Raw genomic sequence first — 16,182 nt, 5'->3', positions numbered from 1 at the left:
CTTGGGTGCCTAACGTGATCCGGATATGCCGGAAAGTGTGGCGGTGCTGGTCAGAGGCGTGGAATTTCGACCCGACAAAGCGCGCCACAGCAGCCCGACAGCCACCAAACATACTCCAGTCGCGCCTGTGAGGACGGCAGGAACCCCGGTGAATTCGGCCACGACGCCTCCGAGAGCCGCTCCGAGCGGCATCGCGCCCATGCCGATGAGCCGGTACGCCGAGTTGACCCTGCCGAGCAGCTCCACCGGGATGAGCCGCTGCCGGGTCGAGATCACCAGGACGTTGACCGCCGCGCCGACCACGCCCCAGAGCACGGCGGTGGGGTAGAGGGTCCACGGGGACGGCACGAGCAGGGGCACCAGGAGCAGCAGGCTGCTGGCCAGCCAGCCGCCCAGGAGCGTACGCAGCTCTCCGAACAGCCGCGTCGCCCACTCCGACAGCAGCGACCCCGGTATGGCGCCTGCCGCCAGCGCCGTGGTCATCAGGCCGTACTGGGCGGGCTCCAGTCCGATCGCCGACTTCTCGCCGACCGCCCAGAGCACGAAGACGCCGAAGTAGGCGGCGTTGGCGAAGTTGACCGTCCCGGCCGTGAGCGCCAGGCAGCGCAGCACCCGGTGCGACCACAGGAACGCCAGCGCCTCTTGATGTCGGCCCGCATCGGCCGTACGCGGGCGGGCGCGGCCGGCGCGAACGTGCCCCGCATGCCCAGCAGGAGCAGGCCGGCGGCGGCGTACAGCAGGGCCGGGGCGCCGAACAGGACGGCGGGCACGAGGGCGACGAGCAGGCCCCCGAGCGGCGCGCCGACGAATTCGTTGCCGATCATCATGGCGGTCGAGACGCGGCCGTTGGCCCTGGTCAGGTCGCGGCCTGAGACGGTCATCGGCAGGATGGACCGCGCGGAGAGGCCGGCGAACACCTCGCTCACCCCGGCCAGCGGTACCGCCGCGAGCAGCAGCGGGTAATGGAGTGTCCCTGTGAAGGCGAACGCGGTGACCAGGGTCAGGAGCGCGGCGCGCACGAGGTTGGCCCCCCACCTTCAGCAGGCCGTCGGCCAGGTTGGACAGCGCAGTCGATGACAACAGGAAGGCGAACGGACGCCCCAGGCCCGCCGTCGTCTCCTCCGATAGTCTGTGTAAGGAAAAGTGTGCACAGTATTCTTTGCAAAGAGCGGTTTGCACAAGATGGGGAGCAAGAGCTACCCGGCCAGGACACTCGACGCGAACGCCCTCAAGTCGTTCGCCCACCCGCTGCGGCTGCGCATCTACGAGCTGCTCGACGAGCACGGGCCGTCCACCGCCACCCGCCTCGCCGGCCTGCTCGACCAGAACACCGGCACCACCAGCTACCACCTGCGCGAGCTGGCCGGGCACGGCATGATCGAGGTGGTGCCCGGGATGGGGCGCGGCAAGGAGAAGTACTGGCGCATCCCGCCGGGTGGCTACTCCTACGGCGACCGGCCCGACGACGACCCCGAGACCGCCAAGGCCGTCGACTACCTGCTCGACGATCTGGTCCGTCAGCGTGGCGCCGAGCTGGCCCGCTGGCGGCGGATGCTCGGCAAGGCGCCGCAGGAGTGGGTGGAGGTCAGCGGCTTCGGCCGCCGCTCACTTCGGCTGACCGCCGAGGAGACGGCACGGATGCAGGACGAGGTGTACGAGGTGCTGGAACGCTACCGTGCCCTGTCGGACGCCCGCGCCGGGGTCGCCGCCTCCGCGGGCCCGGCCGGTTCCGGAGGGGCGGCCGTCTCTGGGGAGCCGGTCGAGACCGCCGCGACGGACGGGCCGGCGGGCGAGGCGGGGGTCGAGCACGTGGTCGTCCACTTCGACGTCCTGCCCCTGGGCGTCGCGCGCGAAGAATGATCGGGAAGAGATGATGGGGAGCGCGCGCCCGTACGCCTGCGAATGATCGGGAACGCGTGCTCGTACGCCAGCGAATGATCGGGAACGCGTGCTCGTACGCCAGCGAATGATCGCGCGCCCGCGCGCCCGCCACGGTCACGACAGCCCTCGGCGCGCCGCCGTCTGAGCAGTGGTCCGCGGCCGGTCGTGACAGCGGGGCGGTGAGGAGGTGAGGCTCAGCGCTTGGCGCGGCCTGCGGAGACACCACCCACCGCCCGGAGTGAGGCGTGGGGCGGTCGTGCCGCTCTCCGGGTTCGGGGGCGTTGCCTGCTGGGCCGGTCGCCGGTCGAAGACCGGGACGGCGGTGGGCTTCTAGGCGGGGACGTCGGTCAGGAGGTGGAGCGCGCGGTCGGGGATGCCTTCCGGGGCGCCCCGCAGGGAGCCGGAGGTGAAGGGCGGCTCGGGGTCGTACTCGATGGCCAGTTGCACGGCCTGGGCGGTGGCCTCGTCGGCGGCCTCGGCGAGGAGCGTGAGCGCCATGTCGATGCCCGCCGACACCCCCGCCGCCGTGACGATCTTGCCGGTCGTCACCACCCGCGAGCTCACCGGCTCGGCGCCGTACTGCTTGAGCATGTCGAGGAGCGCCCAGTGGCCGGTGGCCGGGAGGCCCTTGAGTATGCCGGCCGCGCCGAGCAGGAGGGAGCCGGTGCAGACGGAGGTGGTCCACCGGGTGTGCCGATGCGCCTGGCGGATCCAGCCGACCAGCGCCTCGTCGGAGAGCGCGTCGAGGGTGCCGGTGCCGCCGGGCACCATGATGACGTCCGGCGCGGGCACCTCGTCGTACGAGGCGGTGGCCTCGAGCCGGAACGTGCCCCAGTCGTCGGAGACGAGACCGCGCTCGGCGGCGACGAGCGTGACGGAGAACCCGGGCGCCATGTTCAGCACCGTGTACGGCCCGGCCACGTCGAGGGCGGTGAAGCGGCGGTAGAGCGGGATGGCGACGTGCATGAGGATTACCTCTCCTTGGACTGGAACCGGCGCCGGTGGTCGCCGGGGGAGATCCGCCAGTGCCGCCTGAAGACGCGGTAGAGGGTCTCAGCAGAGCCGAGCCCGGACTCCCTGGCCACGGCGTCGAGCGGCAGCGAGGTGACCTCCAGGAGCCGCCTGGCGGTGTCGGCGCGGCTGCGCTCGACGTACCGGCCGGGTGACATGCCGGTCTGTGCGGTGAAGACGCGGGAGAAGTGGCGCTGGCTCATGCCGGCCCGCGCGGCGAGCGCGGGCACGCTGAGGTCGGCGGCCGGGTTCGCGTCGATGTAGCCCTGCAGCTCCCTGAGCGGCTCGCTGCGCGGCGTCAGCGCCCGCATGGCGGTGCTGAACTGGCTCTGCCCTCCGGGCCTGTGCAGATAGACCACGAGCCCGCGGGCGACCTTCCTGGCGAGGTCGTGGCCGTGGTCCTTGGCGACGAGGGCGAGCGCGAGGTCCACGCCGGACAGCACGCCTGCCGACGTCCACACGTGGCCGTCCTCGATGTAGAGGGGGTCGGCGTCCACGTCCACGCCGGAGTAGCGGCTGCGCAGGTCGTCGGCGACGAGCCAGTGCGTGGTGGCGCGCCGCCGTTCGAGCAGGCCGGCCTCGGCGAGCAGGAACGCGCCGTTGCACACCGACGCCGTACGCCGCGCGCCCGCGGAGAGCCGGGCGATCTGCCCGATCAGCTCGGCGTCGCCCAGCCGGTCGGGTACGGAGGGCCCGCCCGCCACCATCAGGGTGTCCACCGGTTCGCCGATCCCGGCGAGCGGCCGGGTGGTGACGGTCACGCCGTTGCCCGCCGTGACCTCGCCGCCCGCCGCCGACCCCACCTCGACGGCATAGCCCGCCTCGGGCCGGATGTGCGTGGCGGTGGCGAAGACGTCGGCCGGCCCGGCCATGTCGAGCAGCTGGAAACCGGGGAAGACGACGATGAGGACTCGTCGCTGCATGCCTCCCATGCTGGGCGCGGCCCGGCGAAGGCGTCAATGACACGATCATTGCACTTCATGCCATCGGCAGAACGCCGAGAGCCACGCCGGGACCCCGAGAGCCACGCCGGGACCCGGAGAGCCAGGCCCGGACCCCCTGAAGCCATACCGGGAACGCCGAGAGCCTCCCGGGGCAGGACCGGGAGGCTCTCGGCTGTGATGGGCGGTTCAGCCCATGTGCGGGTAACGGTGGTCGGTGGGAGGCACGAACGTCTCCTTGATCGCGCGGGCGCTCACCCACCGCGTCAGGTTGTGGATCGAGCCCGCCTTGTCGTTGGTGCCGGAGGCCCGGCCGCCGCCGAACGGCTGCTGGCCCACCACGGCGCCGGTCGGCTTGTCGTTGATGTAGAAGTTGCCGGCCGCGAAGCGCAGCCGCCGGGAGGCGTCGGCGATGGCGTACCGGTCGTCGGCGACGATCGAGCCGGTCAGCGCGTACGGCGCGATGCCCTCCATCTGGTCGAGCACCTTGTCGTAGTCGCCGTCGTCGTAGACGTGCACGCCGAGGATCGGCCCGAAGTACTCCTTGACGAAGATCTCGTCGGTGGGGTCGGCGCACTCCAGGATGGTCGGCTTGACGAAGTAGCCGACGGAGTCGTCGTACGAGCCGGTGAGCACGTCGATGTTCGCCGCCGCCCGCGCCCGGTCGATGGCGGTCTTGTGCTTGGCGAAGGCGCGCGCGTCGATGACCGCGCCCATGAACGTCGACAGGTCCCCGGCCACGTCGCCGACGGTCAGCGACTCGGCGGTGGCGACGAAGTCGTCACGCATGCGGTTCCAGACCGAGCGCGGCACGTACGCGCGGGAGGCGGCCGAGCACTTCTGGCCCTGGTACTCGAAGGCGCCCCTGATCAGCACGGTCGAGAGCACGGCCGGGTCGGCGGAGGGGTGGGCGAGCACGAAGTCCTTGCCGCCCGTCTCGCCGACGAGGCGCGGATAGCCGCGATAGCCGGAGATGTTCTCGCCGACGGTGCGCCACAGGTGCTGGAACGTCGCGGTGGAGCCGGTGAAGTGGATGCCGGCCAGCGCCGGGTGGGTGAGCGCCACCTCGGAGACGGCCTGCCCGTTGCCGGTGACCAAGTTGATCACGCCGGGAGGCAGCCCGGCGGCCTCCAGCAGCCGCATCGTGAAGTGCGCGGCGAACTGCTGGGTGGGCGACGGCTTCCAGACGACGACGTTGCCCATCAGCGCCGCGGAGGTCGGCAGGTTGCCGGCGATGGCGGTGAAGTTGAACGGCGTGATCGCCAGCACGAACCCTTCGAGCGGGCGGTACTCCATCCGGTTCCACACGCCGGGCGAGGAGATCGGCTGGTCGGCGTAGAGTTTGCGCGCGTACGAGACGTTGAAGCGCAGGAAGTCGATCAGCTCGCAGGCCGAGTCGATCTCCGCCTGCTGCACCGACTTCGACTGCCCGAGGATGGTCGCCGCGTTCAGCGTCGCCCGCCACGGCCCGGCCAGCAGGTCGGCGGCCCGCAGGAAGATCGCCGCCCGGTCGTCGAACGACATCGCGCGCCAGGACGGCGCCGCCGCGAGCGCGGCGTCGATGGCGTCCTGCACGTCCCGGGCCGTAGCGTCGTTGGTACGGCCCAGGACGGAGGCATGGTTGTGCGGCTGCACCACGTCGATGGGGGCGCCGCCGCCCAGACGCTGCTCGCCGCCGATGGTCATGGTGAGCTCGGCCGTCGAACCGGCCAGCTCCTTGATGCGGTCCTCCAGCGCGGCCCGCTCGGGGCTGCCGGGCGCGTAGCCGTACACACGCTCGTTCGCGGGCACGGGGACGTTGCTGATGGCATCCATTTACTTACCCCCAAGGGCACGAAGGAAGAAGGCGACGTTGGCGGGGCGCTCGGCCAGGCGGCGCATGAAGTACCCGTACCAGTCGTCGCCGTAAGGAACGTAGACGCGGACCGTGTGGCCTGCCCCCGCCAGGGACTCCTGCAGGTCGGTCCTGATTCCGTAGAGCATCTGGAACTCGTGGTCGCCGATCGTCCGCCCGAACCGGTCGGCGAGCAGCTCCGTGATCGCGATCATGCGATCGTCGTGCGTCGCCACCATGGGGTACCCCTTCCCCGCCATGAGGATCCGCAGGCATCGCACGTACGCCTTGTCGACGGCGGTCCTGCCCTGGTGCGCGACGGAGGCGGGCTCGCGGTAGGCGCCCTTGACCAGGCGTACGCGGGAGCCCTCGGCCGCGAGGTCCCGGCAGTCCTGCTCGCTCCTGAACAGGTACGCCTGGATCGCCACCCCGGTGCCGGGGTAGTCCTCGCGCAGCTTGCGCAGGATCGTCAGCGTGGAGTCGACCGTCGTGTGGTCCTCCATGTCGAGCGTCACGGTGGAGCCGTTGGCCGCGGCGGCGGCGCAGATCTCGCGGGCGTGCTCAAGCGCCATCGACTCGTCGAGCCGCTGGCCGACGGCCGACAGCTTGACCGACACCTCACCCCGCCCGCCCAGGTCGAGCGGCTTGATGGTCTGCAGCAGCGTGATGTACGCGTCGGTGGTCGCCTCGGCGGCCCGCGCGTCGAGCGTCTCCTCGCCCAGGTGGTCGATCGTCACGGCGAGCCCCGCGTCGCGCAGCCGCTCGATGGCGTCACGGGCCTGCTGAACGCTCTCACCCGCGACGAACCGCTCCACGACTCTCTTCGTGAGCGGGAAGCTTGACACGGAACGGCGTACGAGCCCGCTCCGTGAAGCGGCGAGCAGCAGTTGACCCAGCATGCTTCGAGTCTAAAAAGCCAGCTCAGAGGGGGCCATCGACGCGCGTAACGCCCGGTGTGGGAGGCTGTCGTACAAATGCACAACTCGGCAGATCTGCAAGAGATCGTGGACGAGATCGCCGCCCGGCTGGGCGCGTCGGCGACGCTGGAGGACCGCTCGTTCCGGCTGCTGGCCTACGGCGCGCAGCACGGCGACATCGACACGGTACGCCAGGAGTCGATCCTGCGCCGGCGCGCCACCGGAGAGGTGCGCGAGTACTTCGAGCGCTACGGCATCGCCCGCGCGAGCGGCCCGGTCAGGATCCCCGCCGACGCCGAGCTGAAGGTCCTCGCCAGGGTCTGCTGGCCGTTGCGACACGCCGACGTCACCTACGGCTACCTGTGGCTGCTCGACTCGGGCGAGCTGACCGACGAGCGGCTCGCGTCGGCCGCGCCGCTGGTGGCCAGGGCCGCCGCCGCGCTCGCCCAGGAGGCGCGCAGCCGCCAGGACCTCGGGTACGGGCTGCGCGCCCTGCTGTCGGCCGACCCCGAGGAGCGTGCGTCGGTCTCGCTGGAGGTGACGGGGCCGGTGACGGCCATCGCGGTACGCGAGTCGCCGGAGCGCGTGGCCGCCCTGTGGACGCTGCCGCGCGGCGTGCTGGCGCGTACCGGCTCTCCTGTGGCGCTGCTCGCCCCCTCACACCTGGCGGAGGAGGTGGCGCGTACGGTCCAGGGCGCCTACGGCACCGCGGCCGGCGTCGGCGCGCCCCGCGACGACCCGGGAGAGGCGTGGCTGAGCTGGCGCGAGGCCCGCCAGGCGCTGCGCGTCGCCGAGCACTTCCCGCGCCACGCCCCGATCGCCCGCTGGGAGGACCTGGGCGTGCACCGCCTGCTCGCCCGGCTCAGCCAGGCCGACCTGCGCGAGCTGGCGGCCGAGGCGGCGGCGCTGGACGCGGAGCTGGCCCACACGGTGGAGGTCTATCTGGATCGGGGCGGCCACGTCCAGCAGACCGCCGCGCAGCTCGGCGTGCACCGCCAGACGCTCTATTACCGGCTGGCCAAGGCCGAGCGGCTCACCCACCGCGACCTGTCGGACGGCGACGACCGCCTGGCCGTGCACCTGGCGCTCAAGGCCGCCCGTCTCCTCTGAGCTCCTGGCAGGGAGACGGCAGGTGGCCGGAGCCACCTGCCGGGGTAGATGCGGGGGAGGGCGTGGGGCAGCAGGGTCAGGCGCAGGACTCGTAGACCCGGACCAGCTCCTGGCTCACCCGCTCCCAGGAGTAGCGCGAGCGTGCCCGGTCGGCGCCGGCGTAGCCGAGTGCGGTGCGCAGCGTGGGGTCGTAGAGCAGCTCGCGGGCCAGGTGCGCGGTGCGGGCCGGCCGGTCCGGCGGCACCAGCAGCCCGGTGACGCCGTCGATGATGGAGTCGAGGTGCGCGCCCACAGCCGAGGCGATCACCGGCACGCCGCAGGCCATGGCCTCCAGCGCCACGATGCCCGTCACGGCCTCGCGCGGCACCGACACCACGGCGTCCGCGCTGCGCATCAGCTTCGGTACGGCGGCCCGCTTCACCTGGCCGAGCAGCGTCACCCGGTCGGCGACGCCGAGCTGCTCGGCGAGCGCCCGCAGGCGGCGGGCGTCGCGGTCCTGCTCCAGCTCGTCCGGCTCGGGCCCGCCGGCGATGACGAGCTCAACGTCGTCGCCGAGCCCGGGAAGAGCCCGCACGATCGTGTGCGCGCCCCGGTCGATCGACAGCGGGCCGACGTGCAGCAGGCGCTTGCGGCTGCCGCGCGTGGCCACCGCGCCCCGGCGCTGGAAGCGCTCGGTGTCGACGCCGTACGGCACCACGGAGATGTTCCCGCGCGGGACGCCCAGCCGGATGAGCGCGGACTCCTCGTCGCCCGAGCCCGCGATGACCGCGTTGGCCCGGCGTCCGAGCGCCCGCTCCAAGTCCTTGTGTCCGGCGTCGACCCGGTGGAACGTCTGCGTCACCGGCACCCCGAGACCCTCGGCGCCCGCCACCGCGACCAGCCCGCCGGTCCACGAAAAGGCGTGGATCACGTCGGGGCGATCCTGCGACCAGCGCTTGCCGAGATGCAGGCCCACCTCGTTCAGGTACGGCGCCACCTCGTCGGCGGCCAGCTCCTTGGCGGGCCCAACGTCGATGTTCTCCAGCGTGACACCCGGGGCCACCCGCGTCTTGGGCTTGCCGTCGGCGCTGTCACGGCGGGAGTAGATGGTGACGTGGTGCTCGCGCCCCAGTTCTCGTGCGACGGAGAGAATGCGGTGGCGCTGGTTGCCGTTCGCGGAAGCGACGATTGCGATATTCATGGCACACCTCAGCGTGAAAGGGCAGCTTCAAAGGTGTGCCTGCGTCTTAGGCACGTCGTTCTACTTCTCCGACCATACCCAGGTTTGTCCAGATCGCAAACCACCGCGAATCAGACACCGCGGAGTGCGAACACCACAATCTCATCCCAAACCTGGCCGCCGGAGAACGCGTGCCGGTCATCCTCGACCGTCTTGACCACGGCAGACGGCGCCTGGCCCGCGCACCGGCCCAGCACGTCGGCCAGCCGCTCCTCGCCGTACGGCTCGCCGCGCTCGTTGCGCGAGGAGACCAGGCCCTCCGAATAGAGCACCAGCGTCTCGCCCGCCGCCACCGTGAGCGTCTGGACCTCGGTCTCGGCCTCGGCGGAGATGCCCAGCGGCACCCCGCCGCCCGCCGCGAAGCGCACCGCGCCGTCCGGCTGCAGGATGGCCGCCGGATGGTGGCCGGCCGACGACAGCCTGATCCGCCGGCCCTTGACGAAGCCCGCGACCGCCATCACGAACATGCCGGTGCCCTGCGCCACCAGGGCCTCGTTCACCTTGCGCATGACCGGCTCAGGGTCGGACTCCCAGACGCTCAGCACCCGCAGGCCGCCCCTGACCATCGCGCTGACCGAGGCCGCCTCCTCGCCCTTGCCCGCCGCGCCGCCCAGCGCGAAACCCCAGCCGCCGCCCGCGACCGGGAACACGTCGTAGAACTCCGCGCCCACCGACGAGCCCGGGTTGTAGACGGCCGCCGCCTCGTAGCCGGGCACGTCGGGCAGGTTGCGCGGCGCGACGCTCGCCGACAGCGCGTCCGCGGCCCGCGAGCGGCTCTGGAAGCTCACCTGGGCGCGCAGCGCCAGCCCGAGCTGCAGCCCCACCTCCTGCATGACGCCCAGGTCGGCGAGCCCGAAGGGAGGCCGGTCATGCGCGCGTACGAGCGTCAGCACGCCGTCGCCGTGCCCGATCGGCACCGACAGCAGCGAGCCCGCGCCCATGGCGGTCAGCAGCGGACCCTCCGCGCAGAACCCGAGCAGCGTCTCGTCGTCCACCATCTCCCGCACCACGCCGGTGCGGTGGTCGAGCACCCGCATCACGATCGAGCTGCCCGCCGGGTCGGCCGACTCCACCTGCCTGACCAGGTCGCCCAGCGGATGGTTCTTGGGCGCCATGACGGCCGCGCGGTGCGGCAGGCCGTCGCGCAGCAGGTCCGCGATCACCCAGTCGGCCCACTCGGCCGCGAGCAGCCGCGTGGCCCGCTGCAGCGCGCCGGGACGCATCAGCGCGTCCTCTTCCAGCAGCAGCCTGGCCATCCTGCTCAGCAGGTCCTGGCGCTTGGCCGCGGCCAGCAGCAGCGCGCCGTCGGCCTGCTCGGGCCGCCGCGCGCCCGGCTCCGGCAGCTGCACCTCCGTCGGCAGCGCCACCGCCGCCACCATCTGCTGCGGCTCGCCGGGCATCGTCAGCCTGGTCAGCGCGAGCTGCACGGTGTGCGTACGCCCTTGGTGCGCCAGCCGCGTCTCGAACGCCGACGGCTGCCCCGTCTGCAGCACCGCCGTCAGATGCGACCGGAACGCCGCCCGCCGCGACACGTCCACCAGCAGCGGGAACGAGCGGCCCACGAGATAGCCGTCGGGGCTGCCCAGCATGCGCGAGGTCTCGGGGTTGATCCGCCTGACCACGCCGCCGCCGTCCAGCACGATGACCGGCACGGGAAAGGAGCGGAACACCTGGCGCAGCAGCTTCAGCTCCCGCTGCCCGCCGTCCTTCTTGCCGCCCGGCCGCCTCGGCGCCTTGCGCAGCTCCTCGCGGGCCTCGGCGAGCAGCTCGGTGGCGGTGTCGAGCTCGGCCAGCGCGGCGTCGAGTGTGGGCGCCAGGTCGCTGGGGTAGGCGGCCCTCGCTTCGCGCAGCGAGGCGACGCGCCCGGCCAGCGCGTCAAGCGCGTGTTCGAGGTCCGGCATGGTCATGTCTGAACGCTACGCCACCCGGGATAACGCTAGCCATAAGGGGTAGATGCTTGTTGCTATGGAATCGACCGCGATGATCACCCCCGGACTCGCGCGAGACCTCGCCGCGCTCGGCCGCCTCGGTGAGGACACCTCGACGGAGAGCGTGCTGCGCGGGCTCACCGCGGCGCTGACGGCGGGCGTGCCCGGCTGCTCGGGCGCCTCGGCCGAGCACTGGCGCGACCACCGGGTGCTGGTCTCCGGCTCACATAGCGAGCTGATCCTGCTCGTCGAAGGCGAACGCGAGCTCGGCGAGGGCCCGTCCATCGAGGCCAGGCAGAGCGGCGGCCGCGCCACCGTGACCGACGTGCTCACCGAGACCCGCTGGCCCCGCTACGACGCGCTGGCCACCCGCTCGGGCGTCCGCTCGGTGCTCGTGGTACCCATCGAGGTGCCGCCCGCCCTGCTCATCGTCGGCCTCTACTCCGTACGCCCCGGCGCGTTCTCGCCGCAGGGCGCGAGCTCGCTCGCCGACATGCTGGCCGAGCAGGTCGGCGTGGCCATGGCGAACATGTGGGAGTTCGAGGAGGTGCGCACCGACGCCGCCCAGCTCCAGGAGGCCCTGGCCGGCCGCTCGCTGATCGACCAGGCCAAGGGCATCATCATGCAGACCAGCGGGTGCAGCGCCGAGGCCGCGTTCGAGGAGCTGCGCCGCATCTCCCAGCACCACCAGGTGAAGGTGGCCGACCTGGCCAGGCTCCTGGTGGAGGAGCACCAGCGCAAGTCGTCGAAGCGCAGCTGACGCGGGTGGCGCCGCCGCAAGGCGTGAGAGCGCGCCTGAACGTCGCTCCCGCCCTCATCGCCCGCCTGCGGCCCGCCCGCTTTCGACCGCCTCCGCCCCCCTGCGGCCCGCCGGATCCGTCCGCTTCGCCCGTCCGTGCGTCGGGAACGCGCCGTCCGCTTCGCCCGTCTGCGCGTCGGGAACGCGCCGGCGCGGCTACTTGTTGATGGCGGCCAGCGCGTCCTCGAGCGTCTCGTAGATCGGCAGCCTTTGGGCGAGACCGGTGATCCACATCACCTTCGACTTGGTGTATTCCACGCCGATGAGGGCGAACTTGGCATCGGCCGAGAGGCTGGCCTGCCAGCGATGCACGATCAGCCCGAGCGCGCGCGAGTCCATGAACGTCACCCCGGCCAGATCGAGGATCAGGTCGGAAGCGGCCATGGTGAGATAGTCGGCGAACTGGGCGCGCGTCGTGGCGTCGAGCACGCCGTCGACCCGCACCACGGTGATCCCGTCCACGGTCGACGACGTCAGGCTGAGGGACGCCACGGGCTCCCCGCCGTTCTCCGGCAATGTCACGGAGCAACCCTACTGTCACCAGGCGATCGAGGAATACTTCCGGCCGCACGGGGGACACTGGTTCCGGAAGTCCAGCAGAGGGCTTCGGTCTCGCGACCAGACGAGGCGTGCCTCTGCATGGGCTTTTTCCCTTGCGGGGGCCGCCTGCGATCCATATGAGGAGCAGCGATGGCTCTGCAGGAATACGTCCTCGAGGATATGACCGCGGAAGAACTCCTTGCCGAAATGGTCAAGGAAGAGACGCCCGACAGCCACAGGGAACGCCTGCGCGAGCGCATCGTCGAGATGCACAGGCCGCTCGCCATGGAGATCGCCCGACGCTACCGCTACCGCGGCGAGCCTTTGGAGGATCTCCTTCAAGCCGCGTATGTTGGCCTGATGAAAGCCGTCAACGGCTTCGACCCGACCCTCGGCCACGCGTTCAGGGGCTACGCGGTCGTGACGATGACCGGCGAGGTCAAGCGGCACTTCCGTGACCGCACCTGGGCCATCCGGGTGCCGCGCCTCTACCAGGAGCGACGCTCGGAGCTCAACCGGCTCGTCGCCGACCTCAGCCAGGACCTCGGCAGGTCCCCGACCGTGGCGGAGCTCGCCGCCAAGATGAACATCACGGAGGAGGACGTCCTGCTGACGCTCGACGCCTCGGCCGCGTACAGCACGCTCTCGCTCGACGCGCCGCTCGGCACCGACGACGACGCCGCCTCGCTCGGCGACGTCATACCGGAGGACGACGACACGCTGAGCACCATGGTCGACAGGGAGGCCGTCAAGCCGCTCATCGACGCGCTGCCGTCCCGCGAGAAGCACATCCTGCTGCTGCGCTTCTTCGGCAACATGACGCAGGCCGAGATCGCGGCCGAGTTCGGCATCTCGCAGATGCACGTGTCCCGCATCCTGCGCAAGGTCCTCGACCAGCTGCGCGCCGAGCTGGTCTCCTGACGGGGGCGGTCACCGGGTGAACGAGGGCGTGGAGCCTCAGCGGGGCCGTACGGGCCCGCCGCCCGGCGCGCCCGTGAAAAGCCTGCGGTTCACGCTGCCGGACCTGCCGCTGGTCCGGCGGCACGCCGAGGAGGAGGCCAGGGCCGCGGGCATGCCCGAGGAGGCCATCGGCGACTTCGTCATCGCCGTCAACGAGGTCGCCACCAACGCCGTCACCCACGGGCACGACCACGCGTCCATGCGCACGTGGACGCACGACGGGGACGTCGTCGTCGAGATCCACGACGACGGCTCGTGGAAGCCCGGCCCGATGCCCGGCTCCGTGGGCGGCATGGGGCTGTGGGTGGCCCGCCTGCTCTCCTCCGACCTGACCCTGCACGTCGGCGGCGGGGGCAGCACGGTCACCATGCGTTTCCCCGGCAAAGCCTGACGTCCCGTTCCCTTACCTCGCTTATGTCGTCGTATGTCGGCTTATGTCGCAGAGGCCCGGATATTACGTCGGGGAGGCCCGGATATTACGTCGGGGAGGCCCGGATCTGACGTCGGAGAGGTCTGGATCTGACGTCGGAGGGACCCGGAGATCCGGGCCCCTCCGCTCGTCCCGCCGGTGGGTTCTCCGCCCTGCCGGCGGGCCCTGCGCCTTGTCCTACCGGCGGGCCCTGCTGCGCCAGCCGCCGGAGCCCGAACGGACGCCGGCCGTGCCGACCCCCGCCTGATGCAGCGCCAGCAGCGTCAGCCCCAGCAGGACGAACGTCATGCCGGAGAACCCGCCGGGGATCGACGCCCCTACCAGATCCAGCAGGAAACCGAGGCCGAAGATGACGGCCGCCACGATCGCGAGCATGGCACGTCACCTCGTTCCCAGAACGCTGTGCCGGGCCTCGGCGGCCTGCCCGGCGCCCTGCTGGGGGCTCGGGGAGCCGGAGAGCGCCAGCAGCCGCTCCAGCACGTTGCGGTAGTCGCGCAGCGCCAGACGAAGCTGCTCGGTCTCCGCCCCACCCGCGTCCTTCCAGCGGCCGCGCAGCGCCGCCGTACGGCTCGTCAGGCTGCTGGTGAGCGACTCCACCACCTCGCCGACCAGCCCGTCCGCGCGCCGCACCGCCTCGCCGGGGTCGTCCACGAACGACGCCTGCAGGTCGCGCCAGCGCGCCTGCACCTGGGTGGGGTCCTGGTCGAACAGGACGATGTCATCGGGGGCCGCGTGCGCCGGGGCCTGCTCCGCGCAGGGGCCGCCGGGCGGATCGTCGTCGTGATCGCCCATGGCCTGCGGGGGAATGCGGTCGGTCCGCGCCTCGGACCGCGCCAGTTCGTCGCCGTCACGGCTGGTCGCGTGGTCGTGCGCCGGCTCGTTACCGGTCCGGGCGGTCGCGTCTTCGCCGTCCCTCAGACCGTCTCTGAGGCCGTCTCCGGGGCCGTCCTGGACCCTCTCCCTGAACTCGTCCGTGCCGTCCCTGCCGTCCCTGCCGTCCCTGTGCGGGTCGCTGTGGGGGCCTTCAGCTCGTCGTTGCCGCTCATGTCGTGCTCACCGTCCTCGGGTGGTCTCGTGGAGCAGCTCTTCGAACAGCGCGCGGTAGTGCACCATGGCCTGCCGGAGGTCCTCCGTGGAGGCGTCCTTCCTGGCCGCGCGCCCGCTGATCTCGTGAGCCGTTCTGTAGTGGTCGAGGGTCTCCGCGTGCCCAACCGACAGGTCGGACAGGCGCTGCTCGAAGTCCTCGGTGGGGTAACCGCGCTCGGCCATCACGGCCGTCACGAGCTGGTCCGCCTCCGTCACCGCGTAGCCGGGCGCGTCGACGAAGCGCTCCTGCACCTCGGTCCAGCGGCTCGCGTACGTGTCGCGCGACTCCTCCGGCAGCGGCCTGATGTCCAGCTCGGCGTGCCGCCGCTCGCGTTCCAGCAGCTCCTGCTCGGCCTCGCGGCGATCGTCGTGCTCGGCGACCGTGCGTTCGTACTCGGGGCCGAAGCGTTCGCGGATGTGGGAACGACGCGTCTGCCGCTGCAGCACGAAATATCCCACTGCGGCGAGCGCCACCACCGCGACCACGACGACGGCCACCCATATCCAGGTGGTCATGTTTTCGCCTCCGGTCTCTCTGTTGAGGACCAGCGACTGCCCTGAGCGGGTATGCCGAAACCCACGCTTCAGCGAGCTTCGAGTGCCTTCCTGGCCGCCTCGAGCATCTTCGCGACGTGTGAGCCCTCCGGGGAGGCGGGGACCTCGCTGAAGCCCTCCTCGGGGTCGTAGGCCACGTCCAGGCCCGCGTCCACGAGCCGCTGAGCCCACCGCAGCGCGGTGTTCAGCCGTTCGGAGGCGGGCGGCTTGCCCTGGGCCGCCGCCGACAGGTTGCGCAGGTTCGTGGCCGGCCCCGACTGGGAGTGCTTCCTGGCCAGCTTCCACGGCAGTGCGGCGCTGTGGTCGAGCATCGGCTTGGCCAATCCGGCGGCGCGCTTGGCCTGCAGCACCCCCGATTCGCTCACCCCGAAGTGAGCCGCCAGCTCCTGCACCGTCCGCCCTTCAGCGACGAGTCTGGCCAACTCTTCGCGATCGATGCTCGGCCTACGCCCCACTGGCCGCCTCCGCTCCCGCTTTCCGTGTACGCGTGCACCTCCGATGTGCGCTAAGGTTATGACGTCCCACCCCGCAGGGGGCGGCCGACACAACCACCGGGACGTAGCGCAGCTTGGTAGCGCACTTGACTGGGGGTCAAGGGGTCGCAGGTTCAAATCCTGTCGTCCCGACTGGTGGAAGAAGGGGTGCCAGAATCTCTCTGGCACCCCTTCCGCGTTGTGGGGAGCCGAACGAGGAGCCACTGCTCTGCCCGGCTCGTGACGCGAAGAACTGCTTCATGGCCACCGCGCCCCCGGCAGGCCGGTGAACGCGGCGTCCCAGGGCCGCGTGGGCCGCAGAGCAACCGGCCACCGGTGCCGGGCACCAGGTGGACCTGCGAACGAACCTCACCGGCGACGGCAAGGTGAGCCCGGCGCCGCGTCCCCCGCCGCAACGCCTGTATCCCCGCGCCCGCTCGCGGCTCTGTTCTCTGTGGGGTTCTCTGTGGGGACTTGCGCCTGCCGACGGTCTCTGTG

17 protein-coding genes and 1 tRNA gene are annotated in these 16,182 nt (G+C 71.6%); 6 read left to right on the top strand and 12 right to left on the bottom strand.

What is annotated here, in order from left to right; translation table 11 throughout:
- Positions 1-9: 9 nt before the first annotated feature.
- Positions 10-612 carry an MFS transporter gene (locus AB0K67_RS07490; protein ID WP_364054445.1) on the bottom strand — a complete coding sequence of 201 codons (603 nt, stop codon included), beginning with the start codon at positions 610-612 and terminating at the stop codon, positions 10-12.
- Between the two features lie 570 nt (positions 613-1,182).
- Between AB0K67_RS07490 and AB0K67_RS07485 the strand changes: the two genes are divergently transcribed.
- Positions 1,183-1,860 carry a helix-turn-helix domain-containing protein gene (locus AB0K67_RS07485; RefSeq protein ID WP_364057473.1) on the top strand — a complete coding sequence of 226 codons (678 nt, stop codon included), beginning with the start codon at positions 1,183-1,185 and terminating at the stop codon, positions 1,858-1,860.
- 351 nt (positions 1,861-2,211) lie between these two features.
- Here the strand turns inward: AB0K67_RS07485 and AB0K67_RS07480 are convergent, their stop codons facing one another.
- From AB0K67_RS07480 to AB0K67_RS07465, 4 genes are all read right to left on the bottom strand, one after another.
- Positions 2,212-2,847, bottom strand: a complete 636-nt coding sequence (locus tag AB0K67_RS07480) for a DJ-1/PfpI family protein (RefSeq protein ID WP_364054442.1) — start codon at positions 2,845-2,847, stop codon at positions 2,212-2,214.
- Between the two features lie 5 nt (positions 2,848-2,852).
- The gene (locus AB0K67_RS07475; RefSeq protein WP_364054439.1) at positions 2,853-3,815 is read right to left on the bottom strand and encodes a GlxA family transcriptional regulator; all 963 of its coding nucleotides are present in this window, start codon (positions 3,813-3,815) and stop codon (positions 2,853-2,855) included.
- 207 nt (positions 3,816-4,022) lie between these two features.
- Complete coding sequence (pruA, locus tag AB0K67_RS07470; RefSeq protein WP_364054436.1) at positions 4,023-5,648, bottom strand: L-glutamate gamma-semialdehyde dehydrogenase; 1,626 nt, start codon at positions 5,646-5,648, stop codon at positions 4,023-4,025.
- The gene (locus tag AB0K67_RS07465) at positions 5,649-6,566 is read right to left on the bottom strand and encodes a proline dehydrogenase family protein (RefSeq protein WP_364054433.1); all 918 of its coding nucleotides are present in this window, start codon (positions 6,564-6,566) and stop codon (positions 5,649-5,651) included.
- Between the two features lie 75 nt (positions 6,567-6,641).
- On the opposite strand from AB0K67_RS07465, the gene AB0K67_RS07460 reads away from it, so the two are divergent.
- Positions 6,642-7,694 (top strand): helix-turn-helix domain-containing protein, encoded by a 1,053-nt coding sequence (locus AB0K67_RS07460; RefSeq protein WP_364054430.1) that lies wholly within the window; start codon positions 6,642-6,644, stop codon positions 7,692-7,694.
- Between the two features lie 76 nt (positions 7,695-7,770).
- Here AB0K67_RS07460 and AB0K67_RS07455 read toward each other — a convergent pair whose 3' ends face one another.
- Positions 7,771-8,874 (bottom strand): glycosyltransferase, encoded by a 1,104-nt coding sequence (locus AB0K67_RS07455; RefSeq protein WP_364054427.1) that lies wholly within the window; start codon positions 8,872-8,874, stop codon positions 7,771-7,773.
- Positions 8,875-8,984: 110 nt separating this feature from the next.
- Positions 8,985-10,820, bottom strand: coding sequence for a SpoIIE family protein phosphatase (locus tag AB0K67_RS07450; protein ID WP_364054424.1), 1,836 nt, complete (start codon positions 10,818-10,820; stop codon positions 8,985-8,987).
- Positions 10,821-10,878: 58 nt separating this feature from the next.
- On the opposite strand from AB0K67_RS07450, the gene AB0K67_RS07445 reads away from it, so the two are divergent.
- Positions 10,879-11,601: a GAF and ANTAR domain-containing protein gene (locus AB0K67_RS07445; protein WP_364054421.1), complete on the top strand. Its 723-nt coding sequence runs from the start codon at positions 10,879-10,881 to the stop codon at positions 11,599-11,601.
- A 195-nt stretch (positions 11,602-11,796) separates the two neighbouring features.
- Here AB0K67_RS07445 and AB0K67_RS07440 read toward each other — a convergent pair whose 3' ends face one another.
- The gene (locus tag AB0K67_RS07440; protein ID WP_364054418.1) at positions 11,797-12,162 is read right to left on the bottom strand and encodes an STAS domain-containing protein; all 366 of its coding nucleotides are present in this window, start codon (positions 12,160-12,162) and stop codon (positions 11,797-11,799) included.
- A 168-nt stretch (positions 12,163-12,330) separates the two neighbouring features.
- Between AB0K67_RS07440 and AB0K67_RS07435 the strand changes: the two genes are divergently transcribed.
- Entirely contained in the window at positions 12,331-13,101 is a 771-nt protein-coding gene (locus AB0K67_RS07435) for a SigB/SigF/SigG family RNA polymerase sigma factor (protein WP_364054415.1), read from the top strand.
- A gap of 28 nt (positions 13,102-13,129) precedes the next feature.
- Complete coding sequence (locus AB0K67_RS07430; protein ID WP_364054412.1) at positions 13,130-13,531, top strand: ATP-binding protein; 402 nt, start codon at positions 13,130-13,132, stop codon at positions 13,529-13,531.
- Positions 13,532-13,747: 216 nt separating this feature from the next.
- Here the strand turns inward: AB0K67_RS07430 and AB0K67_RS07425 are convergent, their stop codons facing one another.
- The 4 genes from AB0K67_RS07425 to AB0K67_RS07410 form a co-directional block, all read right to left on the bottom strand.
- A complete protein-coding gene (locus AB0K67_RS07425; RefSeq protein WP_364054409.1) occupies positions 13,748-13,945 on the bottom strand; it encodes a hypothetical protein in 198 nt (65 codons plus the stop codon).
- A 6-nt stretch (positions 13,946-13,951) separates the two neighbouring features.
- Positions 13,952-14,362 (bottom strand): hypothetical protein, encoded by a 411-nt coding sequence (locus tag AB0K67_RS07420; protein WP_364054406.1) that lies wholly within the window; start codon positions 14,360-14,362, stop codon positions 13,952-13,954.
- Between the two features lie 261 nt (positions 14,363-14,623).
- Positions 14,624-15,172, bottom strand: coding sequence for a hypothetical protein (locus AB0K67_RS07415; protein ID WP_364054403.1), 549 nt, complete (start codon positions 15,170-15,172; stop codon positions 14,624-14,626).
- Positions 15,173-15,240: 68 nt separating this feature from the next.
- A complete protein-coding gene (locus AB0K67_RS07410; protein WP_364054400.1) occupies positions 15,241-15,633 on the bottom strand; it encodes a hypothetical protein in 393 nt (130 codons plus the stop codon).
- 130 nt (positions 15,634-15,763) lie between these two features.
- Between AB0K67_RS07410 and AB0K67_RS07405 the strand changes: the two genes are divergently transcribed.
- Positions 15,764-15,837: transfer RNA gene (locus tag AB0K67_RS07405), tRNA-Pro, on the top strand.
- Positions 15,838-16,182 lie beyond the last annotated feature (345 nt).

The sequence above is a fragment of the Nonomuraea sp. NPDC052634 genome, assembly GCF_040678535.1.
GTDB classification, from domain to species: domain Bacteria; phylum Actinomycetota; class Actinomycetes; order Streptosporangiales; family Streptosporangiaceae; genus Nonomuraea; species Nonomuraea fastidiosa.
Note: the sequence above shows the minus strand (reverse complement) of the source record. Positions and strands in the feature narration are given on the sequence as shown.